Origin of the sequence: uncultured Planococcus sp. (assembly GCF_947501725.1) — a bacterium.
In the GTDB taxonomy this organism is placed as follows: domain Bacteria; phylum Bacillota; class Bacilli; order Bacillales_A; family Planococcaceae; genus Planococcus; species Planococcus donghaensis_C.
Window position 1 is genome coordinate 200261 of record NZ_CANMXD010000007.1, and the last position, 19952, is coordinate 220212.

The 19952-nt window shown below is 37.3% G+C and carries 16 protein-coding genes and 1 pseudogene; 13 read left to right on the plus strand and 4 right to left on the minus strand.

Going from position 1 to position 19952, the window contains the following annotated elements; translation table 11 throughout:
• Positions 1–171: 171 nt before the first annotated feature.
• Positions 172–1407, minus strand: a complete 1236-nt coding sequence (gene pepT / locus Q0785_RS12330) for a peptidase T (RefSeq protein WP_298830145.1) — start codon at positions 1405–1407, stop codon at positions 172–174.
• 572 nt (positions 1408–1979) lie between these two features.
• Here pepT and Q0785_RS12335 point away from each other — a divergent pair.
• From Q0785_RS12335 to Q0785_RS12385, 12 genes are all read left to right on the plus strand, one after another.
• Positions 1980–2330 carry an SMI1/KNR4 family protein gene (locus Q0785_RS12335; RefSeq protein ID WP_298830146.1) on the plus strand — a complete coding sequence of 117 codons (351 nt, stop codon included), beginning with the start codon at positions 1980–1982 and terminating at the stop codon, positions 2328–2330.
• Between the two features lie 912 nt (positions 2331–3242).
• A complete protein-coding gene (locus Q0785_RS12340) occupies positions 3243–4277 on the plus strand; it encodes a LacI family DNA-binding transcriptional regulator (RefSeq protein WP_298830147.1) in 1035 nt (344 codons plus the stop codon).
• Between the two features lie 422 nt (positions 4278–4699).
• Positions 4700–5893, plus strand: coding sequence for an ester cyclase (locus Q0785_RS12345; RefSeq protein ID WP_298830148.1), 1194 nt, complete (start codon positions 4700–4702; stop codon positions 5891–5893).
• A gap of 111 nt (positions 5894–6004) precedes the next feature.
• Positions 6005–6625, plus strand: coding sequence for a cupin domain-containing protein (locus Q0785_RS12350; protein WP_298830149.1), 621 nt, complete (start codon positions 6005–6007; stop codon positions 6623–6625).
• A 3-nt stretch (positions 6626–6628) separates the two neighbouring features.
• Positions 6629–7333: an alpha/beta hydrolase gene (locus tag Q0785_RS12355; protein WP_298830151.1), complete on the plus strand. Its 705-nt coding sequence runs from the start codon at positions 6629–6631 to the stop codon at positions 7331–7333.
• Between the two features lie 31 nt (positions 7334–7364).
• Positions 7365–8123: an aldolase/citrate lyase family protein gene (locus tag Q0785_RS12360; protein WP_298830153.1), complete on the plus strand. Its 759-nt coding sequence runs from the start codon at positions 7365–7367 to the stop codon at positions 8121–8123.
• Positions 8124–8192: 69 nt separating this feature from the next.
• Entirely contained in the window at positions 8193–9788 is a 1596-nt protein-coding gene (locus Q0785_RS12365; RefSeq protein ID WP_298830155.1) for a sodium/solute symporter, read from the plus strand.
• Between the two features lie 33 nt (positions 9789–9821).
• Entirely contained in the window at positions 9822–10838 is a 1017-nt protein-coding gene (locus Q0785_RS12370) for an ester cyclase (RefSeq protein ID WP_298830157.1), read from the plus strand.
• Positions 10839–10847: 9 nt separating this feature from the next.
• On the plus strand, positions 10848–11177 hold the full coding sequence (locus tag Q0785_RS20395; RefSeq protein ID WP_366522839.1) for a substrate-binding domain-containing protein: 330 nt from the start codon (positions 10848–10850) through the stop codon (positions 11175–11177).
• A 116-nt stretch (positions 11178–11293) separates the two neighbouring features.
• Positions 11294–12064: a glucose 1-dehydrogenase gene (locus Q0785_RS12375; RefSeq protein WP_298830159.1), complete on the plus strand. Its 771-nt coding sequence runs from the start codon at positions 11294–11296 to the stop codon at positions 12062–12064.
• Between the two features lie 62 nt (positions 12065–12126).
• Entirely contained in the window at positions 12127–13329 is a 1203-nt protein-coding gene (locus tag Q0785_RS12380; protein WP_298830161.1) for an iron-containing alcohol dehydrogenase, read from the plus strand.
• Positions 13326–14756 (plus strand): aldehyde dehydrogenase family protein, encoded by a 1431-nt coding sequence (locus Q0785_RS12385; RefSeq protein ID WP_298830163.1) that lies wholly within the window; start codon positions 13326–13328, stop codon positions 14754–14756. Before Q0785_RS12380 ends, Q0785_RS12385 begins: the two co-directional genes overlap by 4 nt.
• A gap of 779 nt (positions 14757–15535) precedes the next feature.
• Here Q0785_RS12385 and Q0785_RS12390 read toward each other — a convergent pair.
• Entirely contained in the window at positions 15536–16966 is a 1431-nt protein-coding gene (locus Q0785_RS12390) for a sodium:solute symporter family protein (RefSeq protein WP_298830165.1), read from the minus strand.
• A 335-nt stretch (positions 16967–17301) separates the two neighbouring features.
• Here Q0785_RS12390 and Q0785_RS12395 point away from each other — a divergent pair, with 335 nt between their 5' ends.
• Entirely contained in the window at positions 17302–17991 is a 690-nt protein-coding gene (locus Q0785_RS12395; protein WP_298830167.1) for a FadR/GntR family transcriptional regulator, read from the plus strand.
• A 22-nt stretch (positions 17992–18013) separates the two neighbouring features.
• Here Q0785_RS12395 and Q0785_RS12400 read toward each other — a convergent pair.
• Positions 18014–18286 (minus strand): annotated as a pseudogene (locus Q0785_RS12400) (alanine dehydrogenase); the annotation flags it as partial.
• 41 nt (positions 18287–18327) lie between these two features.
• Positions 18328–19407, minus strand: coding sequence for an NAD/NADP-dependent octopine/nopaline dehydrogenase family protein (locus Q0785_RS12405; RefSeq protein WP_298830169.1), 1080 nt, complete (start codon positions 19405–19407; stop codon positions 18328–18330).
• Between the last annotated feature and the right edge of the window lie 545 nt (positions 19408–19952).

The window sequence follows — 19952 nt, forward strand, 5'->3', positions numbered from 1 at the left end:
TACATATCATGAGGTTATCGGAAGAGACAGAGCACTGAAAATAACTGAACCCCATATGAGGTTGCTTTTTCTGCAACATACATTAAGGGTTCAGTTCGTAATTCTCTGTTCCTGCTTAACAAAAAACTAACGATGAAAAGATAGGTGTTAGATTTTTGTGAGGAAAATAGGTTATTTGTTCTTCTCTGCAACTAACCGTGCAATCTCGATAATCACGCAGGTAGCCTTTACCATATTGTTAACGGAGGCATATTCGTATTTGCTGTGATAGTTTTCCCCGCCGGTGAAGATGTTGGGAGTCGGGAGCCCCATATAGGAAAGAACAGACCCATCCGTTCCGCCGCGAATGGCTTTGATATCGGGTTTGATGTCCAAGTTCTTCATGGCTTGTTCGGCCAACTCCACTATTTCGTAAACAGGAGCTATTTTTTCTTTCATATTGTAGTATTCATCCGTGATGTCAATTTGGAGACAATGCTCCCCGTATTTTTCTTGCAGCTTTCTGACGCTTTGCGTGAGAAAATCTTTACGCGCAGTAAATTTATCTCGATCAAAATCTCTGATCAAGTACTCCAACGTGGTAAGTTCCACACTTCCTTCAAAAGTGATCAAGTGATAAAATCCCTCATACCCATCCGTTGTTTCAGGAGCTTCTCCCACAGGAAGCATGCGATCTAACTCCATCGCGATTTTACTTGAATTGATCAGTTTATTTTTGGCTGTGCCGGGATGAACATTTCTCCCATGAATGGTGATTTTCGCCCCCGCTGCATTAAAACTTTCCCATTCTAATTCGCCAAGTGGGCCTCCATCTACGGTATAAGCAAATTGAGCACCAAAAGCCTCCACGTCAAACTCACGTGGCCCTTTTGAGGTCTCTTCATCTGGCGTAAATGCAACTCGAATGGGTCCATGTTTAATTTCAGGATGCTGAATCAAGTAAGCCATCGCGGTCATGATTTCTGCGATTCCTGCTTTATCATCAGCGCCTAAGAGGGTCGTGCCATCTGTAGTTACTAGTGTATGCCCTTTATAGCTAGGCAATTCAGGAAAATCGTTCGTTGATAAAACAATACCTAAAGCTGAATTCAACAGGATGTCTTCTCCGTTGTAGTTTTCAATAATCTGAGGCTGGACATTCTTTCCTGTGAAATCCTCTGAAGTATCTAAATGAGCAATAAATCCAATAGTAGGAAGGTCTTTTTCTAGATTGGCAGGTAATGTTGCCATTACGTAGCCAAACTCATTAATGGTTACATCCTCCATCCCGAGTTCAATCAATTCATCTACCAGCATATTTGCCAGTACGAGCTGACCAGGAGTAGAGGGTGTAGATGAGATGCTGTCATTCGATTCAGTATCGACCTTCACGTATGTAATAAATCTGTCCACTAGTTCTTGTTTCAAAAGATTCAATCCCTTCCTTAGCTATGTCTCTTTTATCTTAGCATAGGTTATCGGGATTATTGATTGAGAATCAGGAAGAAAAAAACCAGCAGGATGGCTCACGTATTCTGAGTGGTGAGTAATTAAAAGGTTTGGTATCTGGTAGGAAGTATTCATATAGTTGTTTTGATTGGATATCTAGAAGTTTACATATTCGGGATTATCGGTAGGGAAGGGACTTCCTAGAAAGTCTCTTCCTTTTTTGGTTCATGTAAGTGTACTTTTACGAACGGCTTTATTTCCAGAATTATCTAGCTGTTATTTTGAGTTCTGAGTATATTGAATATAAGAATTTTGTTCCATGATTTGAAAAATGAAAAACCACTACAAGATTCGAATGGAAGTTTTGGGAACAAAGACTTAAATTAGAATGCAATTGGTATGCAGTTCAGCTATATGCAGTAGTCTTAATAAATTTGGAAGAAGGATTTTATGATGAATTGGAAAAGCTTTATAGAAAATGTATCAAGCGATTATTAGACTACACAACCTGATACTGTAAAGATGGACGTTTAATCAAGAAAAAGCTGAATGTGGACTTACCAAAAGAGTTAGAAGATTTATTGAGTGAAACAGATGGAGTGTATGATGAATTTATTTGTCTTTTCATCTGGTCAATCAATAAATTATCGAAGAAAACCTCTATTTTAGAGGATGGGAAGATTTTAAAGATCTTTATATGCCTTTTGATCATCTCTTTTTTTTTTTCAAATGCTGGAAACGGAGATTTATTTGGTTATGCAGTTTTGAATGGACATATTCAAAGTGAAGACATTTATGTTTGGAATCATGAAGATGACAGTCGAACTTGGATTGCTTCCTCATTGAAAGAGTATATTAAGGGATGGATTACTGGGGGAATTTCTATTTTAAAATATCTTTAAAATTAGATGAAAAAAAGAGCCGAGAAATGGAAAGAACAGCTTTTTGCCATCGTTCAGTAGCTAAAAAACGATCTGGACGAATTAAAAACAGCCCCAGCAAAATGTAAGTGGAAATTTTGGGGCAAAGATTAGGTTTTGAATGTAACATAAGTGCAGTTCAGTTACATTAAAATTCTACTTTTTTGGTATAATAAAATTTTTAAAAAATAGAATTGAGGGTAGATTTAACAGATAAAAGTAATAAAGTATCTTTACATATAAGTATTACTGTTTTTATAAGAATCATCGGGTTCAAATTTTTGGCTTCCACTACGGCACATGTTATAGCCACAGAAAATTTTCTAGAAATCTCCTTTTTAAAAGGAAATCAAAAATCAAAATTCTGAATATTTTATTAGTCTAGACGGCCATTCCGTTGATGGGCTAAAAAATTTCGAAAAATAACTTTTTAAAAACTATTGTATTTAAATATTCAGTATGTTAAGTTAACTGATAATCAGAATTCAATTGAGTGAAATGGGCTGTTTCTCTACTTTTTACGAGTTTAAAGAGTCATGACTTAAACTATTATAATCTTTTAGAAGTTCGCTGATTATTTATTGTATCGATGGAACTTTATTTTCATGGACTGTAAGCAATTCTTGCGGCTTCATGAGAGAAACGATTTTAGGTGCTAGTAAAGATTAAGAAATATTTTGTTTTGAATGCGCATTCATATAAAATACAGAATACACTAACAATCAAATAAGCATAGTTTCTTGTTACATATAAATGAAGCTACTATTTTAGCTGAAAAAATAAAGTTCAATTGCTTAGTTATTCTAAAAGCTATTGAGGTAACAATGGAAGAATTTACTTTTCAATAACCTATTATAGTAAATGAATGCGCTTCCAAAAGGTGGAGGAAAGTGAGTGAAAAAAATCATGAAAAAATCTATTAATGCATATGATGTTGCAAAAAAGGCGGGTGTCTCGCAGTCAACTGTTTCCCGAGTGCTGAATGATTATCAATTTATAAAAAAAGAAACGAAAGAGAAAGTCCTGCAGGCGATCGAAGATTTGGAATTCACGAGGGATGAAATTGCGAGAAGTTTAGCGAACCGGGAAACGAGAACAATAGGGCTAATTGTCGGAGATATCACAAATGCCTTTTTTGCAGAATCTGCAAAAGTGATTACCCGGATTGCACAAGAGAATGATTATAATGTCATTTTATGTAATACAAATCATGATGAAGAAAGTTTAGTGCAATATATTGACAGTCTGAAAGGAAAGCGTGTTGATGGGATAATTATTGCCGGGGCTGATAAGGACAATAAGAAAATCATAGAACTCTTTGATCAACACTTCCCAGTCATTTTATACAACAGCATTATTGAACATGATAAAGCGAATTACGTTGCAGTGAATAATTATCAAGGTGCACGGCTTGCGGTTGAACACTTGTATGAGTTGGGACATCGTGATATCGGATATATTGCTGGGCCGGAAAAATATGTAACGACTCATTTACGCAATATCGGATTCAAGTCAGCACTTGCAAATTATAATTTGATTTTGAACCCTAATTTTGTCTATACAGATGAATTTCTGTATGAAAAAGTCTATGCATTTACGAAAAAGTTGCTCCGTCAGCCAGAGCGTCCTAGTTGTTTATTTGTTGCATCTGATCAAATGGCATTTGCTGTACTAGATGCGGCTTCCAGTGAAAATATTGAGATTCCGAGTCAATTATCAGTAATCGGTTTCGATAATATAAGTCTTGCTGGAAATAGTTACATAGGATTATCAACCGTTGCGCAGCCGATGAAAAAGATGGCAAGGTTGGCATTGGAAAACCTGATTGTCATTATGGAAAGAAAAAGTAATAAGGAAGTCAGTACAGTACCAGTTCAAATTGTGCTGGATGCTGAAGTGTTTTCAAGAAAAACGACAGGCGTTCGATGAAGGTGTTGAAAATAGACTAGGAAAGGGAGAGTGAAGTGAGTCACTTTCCTGATCTGAAAATAAAAAATCATTGTTAAAAGCGATAGCGAAGGAATTGGAAAATAAATTACGATTGGGATTGCCGAATTAGATACATGTGTGGTGATAGCAGACAGAAATGAGGATAAGATGAAATTGGCTATAGAAGAACTCCTGAACTAGAACGCGAATTGTTCTTACATTTGTGTAACCTGATACATGTCGGTAAAATTTATCAATTGAGCGATGAAGCAGTCAAACAAATAAGCGATTGGGATGGATTAGGGACTAACGCAGGAGTGAATATTTTAAAAGATGCTTTGGAAATGACAAAGTAACCACAAAAGGGTAAATGGGCTACTATTTAATCGTTTTGAATGCGCATTCAAAACGAGGGAAAGAGGATGAAATCAATGAGCGAAAATAAGTTGGGAACTGTAAAGGAAGTAGAACATGTGACAAGTGCGAAACCTAGCAACGTCTTTTATGGGGATTCTGCAGAAGTCCAGCCAGTAGGTTTTATGGACTACAATGAGTTTTCGAAAAGCACAAAAAGGATTCAGAGCATGGAAGGATTTGCCAAAGAATATCGAGATATTATTGACTATATTATGTCGATTACCCATAAAATTTGGGAGGAAAAAGGAATTGGCGTCATTTATGAAACTTACCATAACGATGTGGTGATGCATACAGGCGTGAATTCAATTCAAGGTGTGAATGAAGTAGTATCTGGAACACTTCAAACACTACATGCCTTTCCTGATCGTAAACTATACGGAGAAAATGTAATTTGGTCAGGAAACGATAAGGAAGGGTTTTTATCATCACATCGGATTGTTTCAAATACGACCAATTTGGGAGATTCATCCTTTGGACCGGCAACGGGAAAGAAAGTCATGTTTCGAACGATTGTCGACTGCTTCGTCCATTCCAATCGAATAGTCGAGGAATGGCTGGTACGCGACAATCTCTACATTGTGAAGCAACTCGGATATAATCCGGTTGAAGTCGCGAAACTCCTCGCAAAACAATCTGCACATAAAGGTCCAGCATTGCAGAGTCATTTCGGAATAAGTGAGGTTCGAAAGGGGCAATTTATGCCTGAGGAATTTATAAGAAAATCCACCGCGTTTGAAATTGGTGATTTCACTTTGGAATTGTATAACAAGATTTGGGAACGTAGACTATTTAATTACGTGAATGACTTTTATGCGGAGAATGCAAACGTTCACTTCATCTGTGGTACAGATTTAACCGGTTCGCAACAAATTCAAGGCATGTTGATTAGTTTGTTTGCGTCATTTCCAAATGCTGCCTTCTTTGTGGATCGCGTGACGTGTAATGAGAGGAATCAAGAAGGTTCATGGGACGTTGCGGTTAGATGGAGATTGCAAGGATTGCATGAAGGAATTGGGTATTTCGGTACACCTAGCGGGCAACCGATAAAAATATTAGGTATCTCGCATTTACAGATACAGGATGAAAAAGTAACAGAAGAATGGCTTACATTTGATGGTCTAGATGTACTGAAACAGATTTATATGCAAATAGAAAATGATTCCAATAAAAAAGCGAAAGAAGAAGCCCTTGCTTAATTATATGACAGTTTAATAAATCATGAATTGAAAGGGGTGATGCTTCAAAACTAACTCTTGTAAGCTGAAAGGCAATGTATAAATAAAATTAATTATAAAGGGGACATAAAAATGACAGATCAACCAAAGGTGAAAAAAGTAGTTACAAATGACGAAATGGAAAAAAATTGGATTGTGCGTTTTGACGAATTAAGGAAAAATTCTATTCCGTTAATGTTTATTGACAGCATCATCCCTGGACATCAGCGGTTAAATTATTCACTTATTGGGGATACAGCAAGTGAAAACGATGCGTATACTCCGGCAATCACAGAAAAGCATGGGTTTCAAATTGGAATGGTTAAAGCACCTAAAGGAAATGGACCAGCGTATCATACCCATGATTACATTGAGACGTTTCTTCCATTGACAGGAAAATGGCGCTTTTACTGGGGCAATAGTGAAGATAAGATTGAAGGGGAAACCATAATAGAAGAATGGGATATGATTTCTCTACCACCAGGACTGTGGAGAGGATTTGAAAATATTAGTGAAGAAGACGCGTGGATATTCGCGATTCTCGAAGAGCATGAAGCATATCAAGGGAAAGATCCTTACTGGGCACCCGAAGTGACCAGAAAGGCAAAAGAGCACGGATTTTATGCAGACGAAACCGGTAAAATGATTAAGCCTGCCAACTTTAGCGAACTTGAGAAGAAAATGGCTGAAAAGTTAAAAGCAGGCGAACGATAAGAAATGAGTAAAGATAATCTAGTGTTATTACCCGGAACGTTATGCGATGCCAGGCAGTGGGAACACCAGATAGACCACTTGTCTGCCATTGCAGACATTACAATCGGAGACGTGACAAGCGGCGATACGTTGAAAGAGATGGCGAACACAGTGTTGGCAAAAGCACCGGCAAAATTTTCGCTAGCGGGATTATCACTCGGTGGAATGGTGGCATTAGAGATTATCAAACAAGCCCCTGAACGGGTGAATCGGCTGGCGTTACTGAATACCAATCCAACAGGTCCGAAGCCTGAACAGAGAACGGCTTGGAACGGTTTCATAAATTTGGTGAATGAAGGTCGTTTCAATGAAATCACGAAAGATCATTTGTTGCCTTATTTAGTTCATCCAAATCATTTAACAAATGTAGAATTAACTTCTGCGATTATTGAGATGGCGGAAGCGGTAGGGCCGGATGCTTACTTACGTCAATTACATGCAGTTGCTACTCGAATCAATTATGTTCCTTACTTGCAGTCCATTCCATGTCCCACACTTATTTTAGTAGGGAAAGAAGATACGATTTGTCCGGTATCTTTACATAAAGAAATGCATGATCATATACCAAATTCTGGAATAATCATTGTGAAAGAGTGTGGACATCTAAGCAGTATGGAGCAGCCCGAAGCAGTGACGAATGCGTTAAGAGAATGGTTAAGTAAAGTTTAAGATAAAACGTGCAATGTGGGGAGTCGAAATCATGAAGAATACATTGAAAGACCAGATTAAAAATGGAGAGCGTGTCCTAGGCGGGTTTGTCGGGATGTATTCTCCGAATCTAGTTGAAATGATTGGATATGCAGGGTTTAATTTTATCGTAATTGACGATGAACACGCAGCTTTCAGTTATACAGAATTGGAGAACTTGATCCGAACTGCGGAGAATGTAGGCTTAGTTCCACTCGTTCGTGTCTCCTATGATCCTTCAAGTATTCAAAAAGCATTAGATCGAGGTGCAAAAGGAATTCAAGTGCCGATGGTCAATACAAAAGAAGATGCAGAAAATGTAATTGCTCAAGCCAAGTTTCCTCCCTTTGGAAATAGAGGAGTGGCCTTTTCGCATCGTGCTGCCCGATATGGGATGGACAACGGAGAAGCTTTCATAGATTCTTCTAACGAGGAAATATTAGTGATTCCACATATTGAAACAGTCGAGGCGACTGAAAACTTTGAAGAAATTATGAGTGTTGCAGGAATTGATATTGCGTTCATCGGTTCGACGGATTTATCCGTTAATATGGGCTTTAAAAAAGAAGGCGCAAAACATCCCGACGTGCAAAAAAGAATCGCCCGCTTATATGAAACCGCCCAAAAAAATAATTATACAATAGGCACAGTGGCTGGAGATTTAACTAGTGTAAATGATGCGTTTGATAAGGGTGCGAAATATGTGGGTGTTGTAACGAATACGGTCATATTTGAAGGGTTGAAGAATCTAGTTGGACAAAGTGAAAGTTGATGGACTTGTATGTTGAGACTGAATGAAGAACTATATTTTACAATAATCTAAAAAGAAGGTGTTTGATATATGGGTCCAATTGACATAATGATAGTGGTAGTTTATATGTTAGTGCTCGTCTACATGGGTTATAGATTAGGAAAAGGCAATAAAACGCAAGAGGATTTCTTTATTGGTGGTAGAACGGTCGCGACGATCCCCATTGCGTTGTCAATTGCAGCAACGACGTTAAGTGCGAATGGATTTATCGGCGGTCCCGGCTATTCTTATACTAATGGGTTAAACGCATTTATGTTGAATTTCAGTATCCCTTTAGTCCTTGTAGTCACATTAGTGGTGTTTTTGCCGTTTTACTATAATTTGAAAGTGACATCTATCTATGAGTATATAGAAATGCGGCTTGGCAGTAAAAGTAGGTTATTGATCGTTTTAGGATTTTTGGTTTCTAATGTTATCCAAATCGGTTCGTTTATATTTATCCCTTCTTTAATCATTCAGACATTTACAGGTTGGTCATTAATACTTATCGTACCAATTGTAGTCGCGGTTTCTATACTATATACATTGCTTGGCGGCTTGAAAGCGGTTATTTGGACGGATGCAATCCAAATGGTGGTTCTATTCGGCGGGTTATTTTTGATTTTTATCATAGTCATTATGAAATTAGATATTGGATTTTTTGAAGGAATCAATGTTGCGAAAGATGCGGGGAAATTTAAACCGTTGGACTTTTCTTTCGACTTACAATTGGAAAACGGATTTTGGGCAGCTTTAATTGGAGGTTCGTTCTTATGGCTTAAATATTTCGCTACGGACCAAACACAAACTCAACGAATGATTGCAGCAAAATCCGTCCGTGAAGTGAAAAAGTCGATTGCCATCAGTGGTATTGTAATGAATACAATTTATTTCCTATTTATCATACTTGGAGTTCTATTATATATTTTCTATGATGGTAAACAATTCGAAAATGCTAATGATGTGATGATCACTTTCTTGGCTGAAAATATTCCGATAGGCTTTTTAGGAATTGTTATCGCTGCTGTATTTGCTGCAGCCATGTCCAGTATTGACTCTGTATTAAACTCGGTAACAACTGTATTTGTAAAAGATATATATGAAAAATACTTTACCAAAGGAAAGGAAGCTTCACTGAAGGTTTCCAAAGTATTCACGTTCATATTCGGACTTCTGCTTATTGGATTTACACTTATGGCATTTGGAGACACAACTGCTTCAATTTTAGCGATTATAGGAAGTTATTTGTCTTATTTTTCAGGCGCTATGATTGCTATGTTCGTATTGGCGATGTTCACAAAAAAAGCAGGGGATATCGGTGTCGCTATTGGCTTTGTCTTAGGAATCGCGCTCACAATTTTCTTTGGTAAATTAGGCATTGTCAACTGGTTATGGAACTATCCAGTCGGATTTTTGTTAACTACGAGTATCGGATATGCAGCAAGTATGCTCATTAATGAAAAGCATGCTGTAAATTACGATGAATTTACCTTTAAAGGTCAGAGAAACAAGCTGATTGCTGAAGGCAGAACAACAGATGAAAATGGAGTTTCGGTTCTTCCAGGAACAATTGATAAATATGCATATATTCTTTTAGGATTCTTTGCTATACAGACACTGGTGCTCGTCGTTTTACAGTTCATTTAGAGAGCTGTTGATTGATAGGAAGGAGAGAGGGCAATGGGCAACTTTTCCGCTAGTAAGAAACTCGTATTAGATTATTTTAATGAACTGGAAGAAGCTACCTCCGATACTGTAGAAGAAATACTAACAAAATATACAACAGCCAATTATTTGTGGAGAGGAGTATATCCTTTCCGTAAAATAAATAACCAAACAGATGTGGCGAGAGAGTTTTGGCAACCGTTAAAGAAGAGTTTAATCAGAATGCAAAGGCGCCAGGATATTTTTATTGCAGGCAATAACGAAAACGACGATGAAGAATGGGTCATGAGTATGGGGCATTTTATGGGGAACTTCGAGTCAGATTGGCTGGGGATTCGCGCGACTGGAAAAATGATCAATTTAAGATATGCGGAATTTAACTGTATTGAAGACGGGAAGATTTCTCAAACTGGTTTGTTTGTTGATATTATTGGATTCATGCAACAAGTGGGTATTAATCCACTACCACCAGATACCGGAAATTACTTTGTATACCCTGGACCAAAAAACCATGATGGGCTTCTTTTTGAAGATGCAGATGCAGAGAAAAGCCAAAAGACGCTTGATCTAGTAAATAAGATGGTAAATGATCTGTCTGAACTTAATGAAACAGGCTCAATGGATTGTCCGCCGGAGTTATTGGCACGGACTTGGTCAGAAAATATGATTTGGTATGGACCAGGGGGCATCGGTGCAAGTTATACCATCCCTAGTTATCAAAAACAGCATCAACTCCCTTTCCGAAACAACCTGAAAGATAAAAAGTTTAATGGTCATGTATGCCGTTTTTCAGAAGGAAACTTTGCCTGCTTTTTTGGTTGGCCAAACTTAACGAACACACCTATTGGTGGATTCTTAGGATTACCAGGAGGAGACGTTTGTGCAGATATGCAAGTTGTTGATGTCTATCGCCGAGAAGGGGATAAGCTCGAGGAAAATTGGGTGTTAATTGATATCCCTTATTGGCTAAAACAACAGGGAGTGGATATCTTGGAACGCACAGTTAATATTACCAATCCTAAATTAAAATAAGCGATCGAAATTGCGTATTATAAGAGAGCGCTTACAAACTACAATATTACCGGGGATTCGAAAATTGTATATAACGGACATGTCAGTACTTTAGAAATTAAGAATTTCTTAGAAAAAATCCTTAATGGTAAAAACCCGCCTACAAGTTTATATACTGCTTCTGACCAAATTGCGATGATAGTGATTGACTTGTTAACAGAAATGGGATTAAAAGTTCCAGAGGATTTTTCTATTGTAGGCTTTGACAATATTGATATTGCCGCCAATCCTCATATTAATCTAACTACTATTTCACAGAACAAACAGGATATGACGAAAATGGCTTTAAAAAATTACTAAATGTTGTTAACAACGATGATAATGAACTACCTTTCCAAATAACATTAAAACCAGAATTGATTGTTAGATCGGCAACATCTGTGCGAAAAACACAACGTGGTAAGGAGGTAAAGTAATTGCTTTCTATTCAAGAAATTTTTAATTTATCAGGCAAGGTAGCGATAGTTACTGGTGCAAGTAAAGGAATCGGCCGGAACATAGCTTTGCTTTTAGCTGAAGCAGGAGCGGATTTAGCTATTATAGCCCGCAATGAAGAAGAACTTCAAATGCTTTCCGAAGAAATAGAAGCGAAAGGCCGCCGAGTCTTAGCGATACCGGCGGACTTAATGGATATTGAATCTACTTCGACAATAGTAAAGCAGGTTTTCAAAGAGTACGGAAAAATTGATATATTAATCAATAATGCTGGAACAAACATTCCTAAACCGGCTATAGAAATTACTGAGCAAGAATGGGATTTGGTCACTGACTTAAATGTTAAAAGCTTATTCTTTATAACAAAAGAAGTTGGTAGATATATGCAAAAACAGAAGGCAGGAAAGATTGTAAATATTACATCTCAAATGGCCTTTGTAGGGTATTATAATCGTTCAGTTTATTGTGCAAGTAAGGGTGGTGTCACTCAAATGATGAAAGCGCTCGCTATTGAATGGGCGCCTTACCAAATAAATGTTAATGCTATAGCACCTACTTTCATTGAAACTTCAATGACTAAGAATATGTTTAAAGATGAAAAGTTCAAAAATGAAGTGTTAAGTAGAATACCGCTTGGACGTTTGGCTAAATCAGAGGATCTCTATGGCGCAATTTTGTATTTATCCTCTGGTGCATCAGACATGGTGACAGGCCATACACTTGTTGTCGACGGCGGATGGACAGTTTGGTGAAATTTTCAATTTAAAGAATAAGTATTCCTAAATTATAAAATAAAGTTAGGTGGTTGATATCTATGGTAATTACGAATGAAAAACTAAATATTTCTGATTTCAGAATGCCCACTAATTTTAAATTCGGGTGTGGAGCCCACAAAAGTTTGCCTGAGGAGATCCAAAAATACTCTCCAAAAAAAATAGCGATTGTAAGTGATAAAGGGGTAGCACAAGCAGGTATAGTAGACAAGTTAAAAAAGGTGTTAAAATCTACAGATGTTCCAATTTATACATTTACAGATATATCAGGTGAACCAACCTTCAAGTTAGTTAAGAATGTAACTAAGAAACTTCAAGAAGAAAATGTTGATCTTGTAATAGGTGTTGGAGGAGGAAGTGCGTTAGACGTAGCAAAGGCCTCGGCTGCTCTTCTCCTGACTGAGGACGTTGATCTTTATCTGAGTGGCACTCAACAGATTGGAAAGCGTCAAACACCATGCATTCTTGTACCGACAACATCTGGCACGGGGTCTGAAGTGACAATGAACGCTATTTTTGGTGATGAAGAAAAAGAGTTAAAAAGAGGTATAGTTAGTCCGGCATTACTGCCTGACTTGGCTATAATTGATCCAGGGTTAACGATTTCATGTCCTCCAAGAGTATCTGCATCATCTGGCATAGATGCTTTTACACACGCTATTGAATCTTATATATCAGTAAAGGCTACACCACTTACCAAGATTTTTGCTGAGAAAGCTATGCGATTATTCCCTGAGTATATCACTAGTGCGGTCCACAACGGCTCTAATTTAGAAGCTCGTACAGGTATGAGCTGGGTGAGTGCTTTAGCTGGAGTATCGCTTGCTAATGGAGGTGTAGGTGCAGTTCATGCCTTGGCATATCCGCTTGGGGGAAAATATCACATTGAGCATGGTGTAGCAAATGCCTTGCTAATGCCATATGTATTTAATAAAATTGGGACGACATGTACTCGTGAGATGGTCGAAGTAGCTTCATTCTTACAATTAGGTGATTACTCTAGCCAGCCGAGAGAAGCACTCCCATCTGTAGTCCAATATTTATTTGAATTATTAGATACACTCAACTTGCCGAAAAATCTAAAAGATTTAGATATTCCAGAAATTGCATTAGCCGAATTAGCGGAAAGTGCTTCAAAAGTGGAAAGACTATTAGCCAATACGCCTTATAAGTTGTCTGAAAGAATGATCAAAGAAATATATGAAAATGCGTATCATGGAAAGGTCGGTGTTAATGGGAAATGACTAATATAGAAAAAATGTTTATCAATGGTGAATGGAGAGAAGGAGAAACTTCTTATGAATTGAAGTCTCCCTATAACAGAGACAAGGTAGCCCAAGTATCTTTTTCAACAAAAGAAGATGTTTTCGAAGCTATTGAAAGTGCAAAGTTAGCTCAAGAAAAAATGAAAGCACTAACAGCTTTAGAAAGGTCAACTATTTTAGAGAAAGTCGCTCATTTATTGGAGGAACAGTTTGAGGAATGCGCACTTATTTTGACTAAAGAGAATGCTAAACCTCTTAAATCCGCCAGAGGTGAGATATTAAGAACAATTGAAACGTATAAATTTGCGGCGGAGGAAGCAAAGAAGCTTACAGGAGAAACTATACCTATGGATGCTGCAAAAGGTGGTAAAGGTAGATTTGGTTTTACTAGACGTGAACCAGTGGGTGTGATAGGTGCAATTACGCCATTTAACTTTCCGTTTAATCTAGTAGCGCATAAATTAGGACCTGCTTTTGCAGCTGGGAACACTCTTATACTAAAGCCTGCTTCGCAAACACCGTTGAGTGCTTTAAAAACAGCAGAGATTTTTGAGCAAGCTGGACTTCCAGCTGGTGCACTAAATGTTGTGATTGGAAAGGGTGGTGATATAGGAGATATCCTGGTTACACATCCCGATATTAAATTAATTACCTTTACGGGCAGTTTAGAAGTAGGGCTTGATATTAAGGCGAAGTCCGGTTTGAAAAAATCCACTTTAGAGTTAGGTTCAAATTCAGCAGTTGTAATTGATGATGTGGAGGATATTCAAAGTGTAGCAAATAGATGTGTAGAAGGAGCTTTCACTTTTGCTGGTCAAGTATGTATTTCTCTACAACGAATATTTGTTAAGAAAGAACTGTATGAGGAATTTAGCCAAGCAATGCTTCAAAGTGTTGAAAAATGGAAAATCGGAGATCCTGCAAATGAATCAACTGATATGTCTGCTTTAATTCAGGAGAAAGAAGCTATAAGAGCTGAAGAATGGATTGAAGAAGCTAAAAATGCAGGAGCAGAAATTTTATGTGGCGGAAAGAGAGAGGGTTCGGTTATTGATCCAACTATTATCGCCAAGGTTCCTGCGCATGTATCATTAAATTGTAAAGAGGCGTTTGCGCCAATTGTATTAATTAATACGTATGAGAAATTTGAAGAGGCACTCAGGTATGTAAATGATTCACAGTATGGGCTTCAGGCAGGTGTTTACACTACTTCAATTGAAAAGTCCTTCCAAGCAATTGAGCAAATTGAGGCAGGAGGAGTCATTATTAATGATATCCCATCTTTCCGAGTTGATCAGATGCCTTACGGCGGTGTGAAAAACAGTGGTACAGGGCGTGAAGGAATAAAGTATGCAACAGAAGAGATGACCGAATTAAAATTAGTGGTGTTTAAGGTTTCCGACTAAATCGTTAAGTAATCGTCTATATTAATAAAGTAAATAAGGGAGGAGCTTATGGTACAGTGAACTAAATATTGTATTAAAAACACCTTTTGTTTTTTCTGAGTAGATTAGAACATTGAAAGGTGTTTTCTCATTTTTATAAAAATAGTTAACATATGACCCCTTATCGGAAGTTGCAGGAATACGAAGGGAGAGAAGGTGCGCTTTGATTAGCATCAACTCTCCCTTTTTTGTTTATTCGTTACTTTTTTACGGTGACCTGAAAGAAAATGAAGGAGCGAGGTCTCATGATTAGTCCTGTTAAAAACTATCTTCATGAACAGGTTACTGTCTCGATACGGTAGATGCGTTGATTGATTTTTCCTTTATTGAAGACCTCACTACACCATCGAACGAACTTTCGCTGAGGGCAAGGAACACCATGGTTTTCGCTAGACAAGGCGGAGAGGATGCAAGTCTGTCCACGAGCAGGCTTAACTGAAGGAAGCATCAATATGCTGGAAATCATTAAACGCGTGATGTATGGCAGAAACAGTTTTGAACTTCTACGGAATAAATAATTACTGCTCGAAGAGCGTAAATTCAACTAACTGCGGAAAGAACCATTTGAGACTTATGTTCAAAAACGATTTGTTAAACCAGTTTATTTTGCTATTATTGAATATGAAATTTGTTCTAAATGTTTAATGAAAGGTAAAAAGATGAGCTCACTTTCTACCTCTCAGTAGAAAGTGAGCTCATCCTCTGTTACCGTTTATCCTATTGAACATAATAATAATTATTTACACAGATTTTTTCTGTTCAATTAACATTTTCGATTGAAAATCTTTATTTCGAGTAAGGAAACTGACTAAAAATAACCCGATTAAAGATAGTCCTAAGCCATAAATGACATAAGGAATAGTGGTGCCCATGGCGTGAGCAATGCCGGTACCCAATATTCCGAATATCATTGCTCCAATACCGCCATAGGGCGTTACTATAGATGTGTTTCTTAATAAGTACCCTCCGAATATTGGTACTAGCAGAGCACCAGCAGAGTATGCATAAGTTGCAACGAGCCAATTTAATGCACCTGTAAATTGAGTTGCTAAAACATAAGCTATGGCAATAATGACAACCGAAGTCCAACGTGACATAGCTAGAAGTTTTTTCTCGCTTACATCCGGATTGATATGATTCTGATACAAATCTCTAGTGATATTTACAACAACAGATTGAACCCCACTATTAACGGTAGACATAATTGTAGCGATAATAAAACTAGCGTATAAAGCCAAGAACCAAGTAGGCACTTGAGTTAAAAACCATCCAGCAGCTAACTCTGGACCTGCTAAATTAGGGTTCATTGTGAAAATCGACATTCCCATAACGGCCGCCCAAATTTCTACGAGCATAATAATAATCGCAGTTGCTATCAAAGTAGTGCGAATACTGCTGGTGTTTTTGGCTGCATAAATTCGTTGGTAATACATTTGATTGGTCAATGTCCCCGGAATAATCGAAAGTGTCCATAATACAATGGTCAACATGCCCACAGCCCCGAGACCGCTAGGAAATTCCCAGGATGTAGCTGGATTGCTACTTATTACTTCATTCCATCCTCCAGCCATACTAATAACCATAAAAGAGGATATGACAGTCATAATGAGCATTCCTACTCCAAAAATGAAATCTGTCCAGGCAATTGAAGTAAGACCTGCTGGAATAATGAAGACTAAACTGAATATAGCTAAGAAAAACATTAGGATAGTTGGAGAAATACCCGTGATGGGCTCTAATAATTTTCCAAATGCAACAAGTTGCGTAGCTACCCAACCGAAAGGAACAATAATGGTCATAAGAGCAGTCATTCCGCTTAAGACAGGGTGGTTTCCGTATATACTACGAATTACATCTGGCAGAGTGGTGAAATTTTTGCTTCTGAGCCAAGGTGCGATCAACACAAATGTAAGAATACCGACACTAAGAATTAATCCATAAGTTAAGGTAGACCATCCAGATGCATAACCAATTCCTACATGGGCTACTAGCATTCCTCCACCCATAGCAGTAGCAAATTGAGTCCCAATGACCACATAAACGGGGAGTGAACGTCCTCCCACTTCCCAATTTTCACTTCCTTTATTTTTACTTCCTATATACAACGCAATAGCCCCGCTAAAAATAAGAACTCCCAAACTGCTGGCAATGATAACAAATAATGGACTCATAATACCCCTCCTTAAAATGATAACCTGAAATGAATTATGTTCAAAAATGAAATCGCTTACTTTAGTTCATTATCTAATTTTCAATTTATCATTAATAACTATTTAGTAGATATTTGTTTCCAAATCTCCCTTCTGATAAGTCTGAATGTAGTAATGTCCAACAATTGTATCAACTGTTTTTTTGAAAAGATATACTTTTCTAATAATTTAATTTTTATTTTTAAATTATAGAAAATTAATAATAATACAATTATAAAGTAAAGTTATATTTATAAGTAACTGATGGTGTATAGTAGAAGTACATTATAGGATATTTGTACAAAAGGAGGAGCATAATGATTACACCAGCTACTAAAAGTTCTCTTTATCAAGATATCATTAATCAACTTATAAATGAGATCAAAAGGGGAAGTTGGAAGCCAGGAGATAAGTTTCCTGGTGAAAAAGAACTAGCCCTTACCTTTGAAGTTAGCCGGAACTCTATTAGAGAATCACTCAAAAGCTTGCAGATCCTTGGAATAATTCACTCTTCAGCAGGGAAAGGGACATTTGTTACTGAAAATGCACTGCGGAAAATAGAAAATACAGAATTAGTTGAGTTGCTTACTGATCACAGAAGCTCTTTAATTGACTTTCTCCATTTTAGAATGGCTCTTGAAGCACAAGCTGCATTCTTGGCGGCTCAAAATGCTAGCGCAGAGGAAATTGAAATACTTGAATCTCTTTTAGAAACTTTGGGTGAGAAACTAATAAAGGACAAAAACTATGCACTTGAAGGCTTCGAATTCCATATGCTAATTGTTACCTTGTCTCAAAACAAGTATATTATTAAGTTATTTCAAAGCTATTCAGATGAATTAAAAGCACAGCGTACCCCCGTATACCAAGATAAAATTAATAAACAAAGAACTCTTGAAGATCATGTGAAAATTGTGAAAGCAATAAAGGAAGCAGAACCTGAAAAGGCTAGAGACGCTATGTTTGATCACTTTCTCCATGCATTCGAAGATCTTAATTTAAACTAAATTTTATCGTTTTATTTCGCAACTGGATAGAACCGCCTTGGTCGATGGCGACATTGACGATCACTGCATCGGGCTGCATGGTTTTGCCCATTTCTTCGGTGACGAGTTGAGGTGCGCGCGCTCTGGGAATCAACACGGAGCCGACTAATAAATCGACTTTTTTTACTGAGTTGGCGATATTCAACGGGTTGGAAGCCCATGTCTTCAGCCTTCCATCGAATTAATCATCCAGTTGGCGAAGCCAATCCAGGTTAACATCTAGAATGGTGACGTTCGCTCCCAGTCCAATGGCCATTTAATTCATTGAATAAAGAATGAAATTTTGTGGGAAGTCAACTATATCGAAAGTAATGTATGAATTTCGTGAATTCCTTTTTCTTCTAGCCCTAACTTACTCAATGACCGTCCATCTTCTCTAAAGTTTCTTTTTAAAATAACACTTCCCAAGTCAATTATTGCATCAATGGTTGGTGTACTTATGCCCACCATTTTACCCAGTTCTGATAGTGGTACCAAACCAGTAGGTATATCTTCAAAAAGATATCTAGTATTTAAAGTAGTAGGCCCATTTATTTCTTGATAGGCCTCTACCTTTTGAATGCTTTCATATAGTGAATTTCCTTCAACCCCATAGCTTGATTTATACCACTCCAAAATAGAAGGTAATTCTATGCCCAATATTTTTCCGATTCGCAAACGTTCTTCATCCATTTTCTCTATTAACATAGCTATAGATGGTGTTACGCCGTCTAGATAGTATTTAAAAGGTACTTTGGTTTCAATTCTCCCAGCATTTAAAAGAGTGGGTGCAGGGTGCAACAATGCATTTACATTTTCTAGACTTGTCCACATGATATTTGGGACAGATTTAAACTCTGGAAAAGATAAATTCAATAACCCTTCTATTCTTTTTGCCTCTTCGCTAGGGATGGTCGCAACTTTTACACAATCCTTCACCCCACTGATAATAACTTCTCCAACTTTAGGACTTCTGCATGCATATAACAGCGTGTTCGTTTCCGCCACTATAACTCTTTTCGCGTTACTCTCTTTCTTGAAAATAAAGCTTACTTCTAGGGCCCCTCCTGTAGCACCAGGATTCAATATTACAATTTGATCATCTGCAAGATAAGGTGCCATTTTTTGGGCAATGCTCGCATGATACACTGATGGAATTACAACCATAATAATATCCGTCCCTTTGATAACCTCTTCAATATTATTTGAAATTAAATCAATATGCGCTTCTCCGTTTACTGCACCGGTGGTTTTTATTGTTTGTGTTTTTTGTAATTCTCTAACCCTTTCTGGATCAACATCGTATAAATTAACATTAAATCCCATCAGATTGAGGTGGGCTGCAAAAGCATGTCCTCCATTACCAGCACCGATTATTGCGTAATTAGGCTCGTTCATATTCTTCATCCTTTCAAGAATTATTTTATGTTAATTATCAAACTAAATGGCTTAATGTCCAAATGTCCAACAATTAAACTAAGTATACATTCTTATCTGAAAATTTAAAAGACTTTCTTTATAAATTTACAAGCTTGGTAGAAAAATCTATTTCTAAAGAGGATGGAGTTATGAGTAAAAGTATGCCACTATGGAAACCTCTAGAGATTGTAAAATGCGAAGGGCAGATTTTTTAAGTTATAAAAAAATCTGAAATTTGAACAGTGGATTCTTTGTTTTCTGAAGAGAAGGAAGAGACAGGAAGAGCTATAAAGTCCTCTAAAAAGGAGTGTGTGCGATTTAGTTGAAGAAAATGAAGGATTCGATTTATAGTATGAAAGAATTGTCTCAGCCTTTTTTAAAAGCGCAATCTTATCTGTGAAGATTTGATGGCTGGCAAAGCTATTCCAGTTCTTAAATAAAGACATTGTTGACATATGAGGGATTATCGGAACTACTTTCCCTCTAGAAATCTTTTAAGACAATTAGTATGCCAAGAAGATAGT

Coding starts and splice junctions, on each gene's coding strand:
- Q0785_RS12385 (WP_298830163.1), top strand. CDS start 13,326: ATGACTAATATAGAAAAAATGTTTATCAATGGTGAATGGAGAGAAGGA.
- Q0785_RS12405 (WP_298830169.1), bottom strand. CDS start 19,407: ATGAACGAGCCTAATTACGCAATAATCGGTGCTGGTAATGGAGGACAT.
- Q0785_RS12345 (WP_298830148.1), top strand. CDS start 4,700: ATGAAATCAATGAGCGAAAATAAGTTGGGAACTGTAAAGGAAGTAGAA.
- Q0785_RS12350 (WP_298830149.1), top strand. CDS start 6,005: ATGACAGATCAACCAAAGGTGAAAAAAGTAGTTACAAATGACGAAATG.
- Q0785_RS12365 (WP_298830155.1), top strand. CDS start 8,193: ATGGGTCCAATTGACATAATGATAGTGGTAGTTTATATGTTAGTGCTC.
- Q0785_RS12370 (WP_298830157.1), top strand. CDS start 9,822: ATGGGCAACTTTTCCGCTAGTAAGAAACTCGTATTAGATTATTTTAAT.
- Q0785_RS12390 (WP_298830165.1), bottom strand. CDS start 16,966: ATGAGTCCATTATTTGTTATCATTGCCAGCAGTTTGGGAGTTCTTATT.
- Q0785_RS12360 (WP_298830153.1), top strand. CDS start 7,365: ATGAAGAATACATTGAAAGACCAGATTAAAAATGGAGAGCGTGTCCTA.
- Q0785_RS12380 (WP_298830161.1), top strand. CDS start 12,127: ATGGTAATTACGAATGAAAAACTAAATATTTCTGATTTCAGAATGCCC.
- Q0785_RS12355 (WP_298830151.1), top strand. CDS start 6,629: ATGAGTAAAGATAATCTAGTGTTATTACCCGGAACGTTATGCGATGCC.
- Q0785_RS12395 (WP_298830167.1), top strand. CDS start 17,302: ATGATTACACCAGCTACTAAAAGTTCTCTTTATCAAGATATCATTAAT.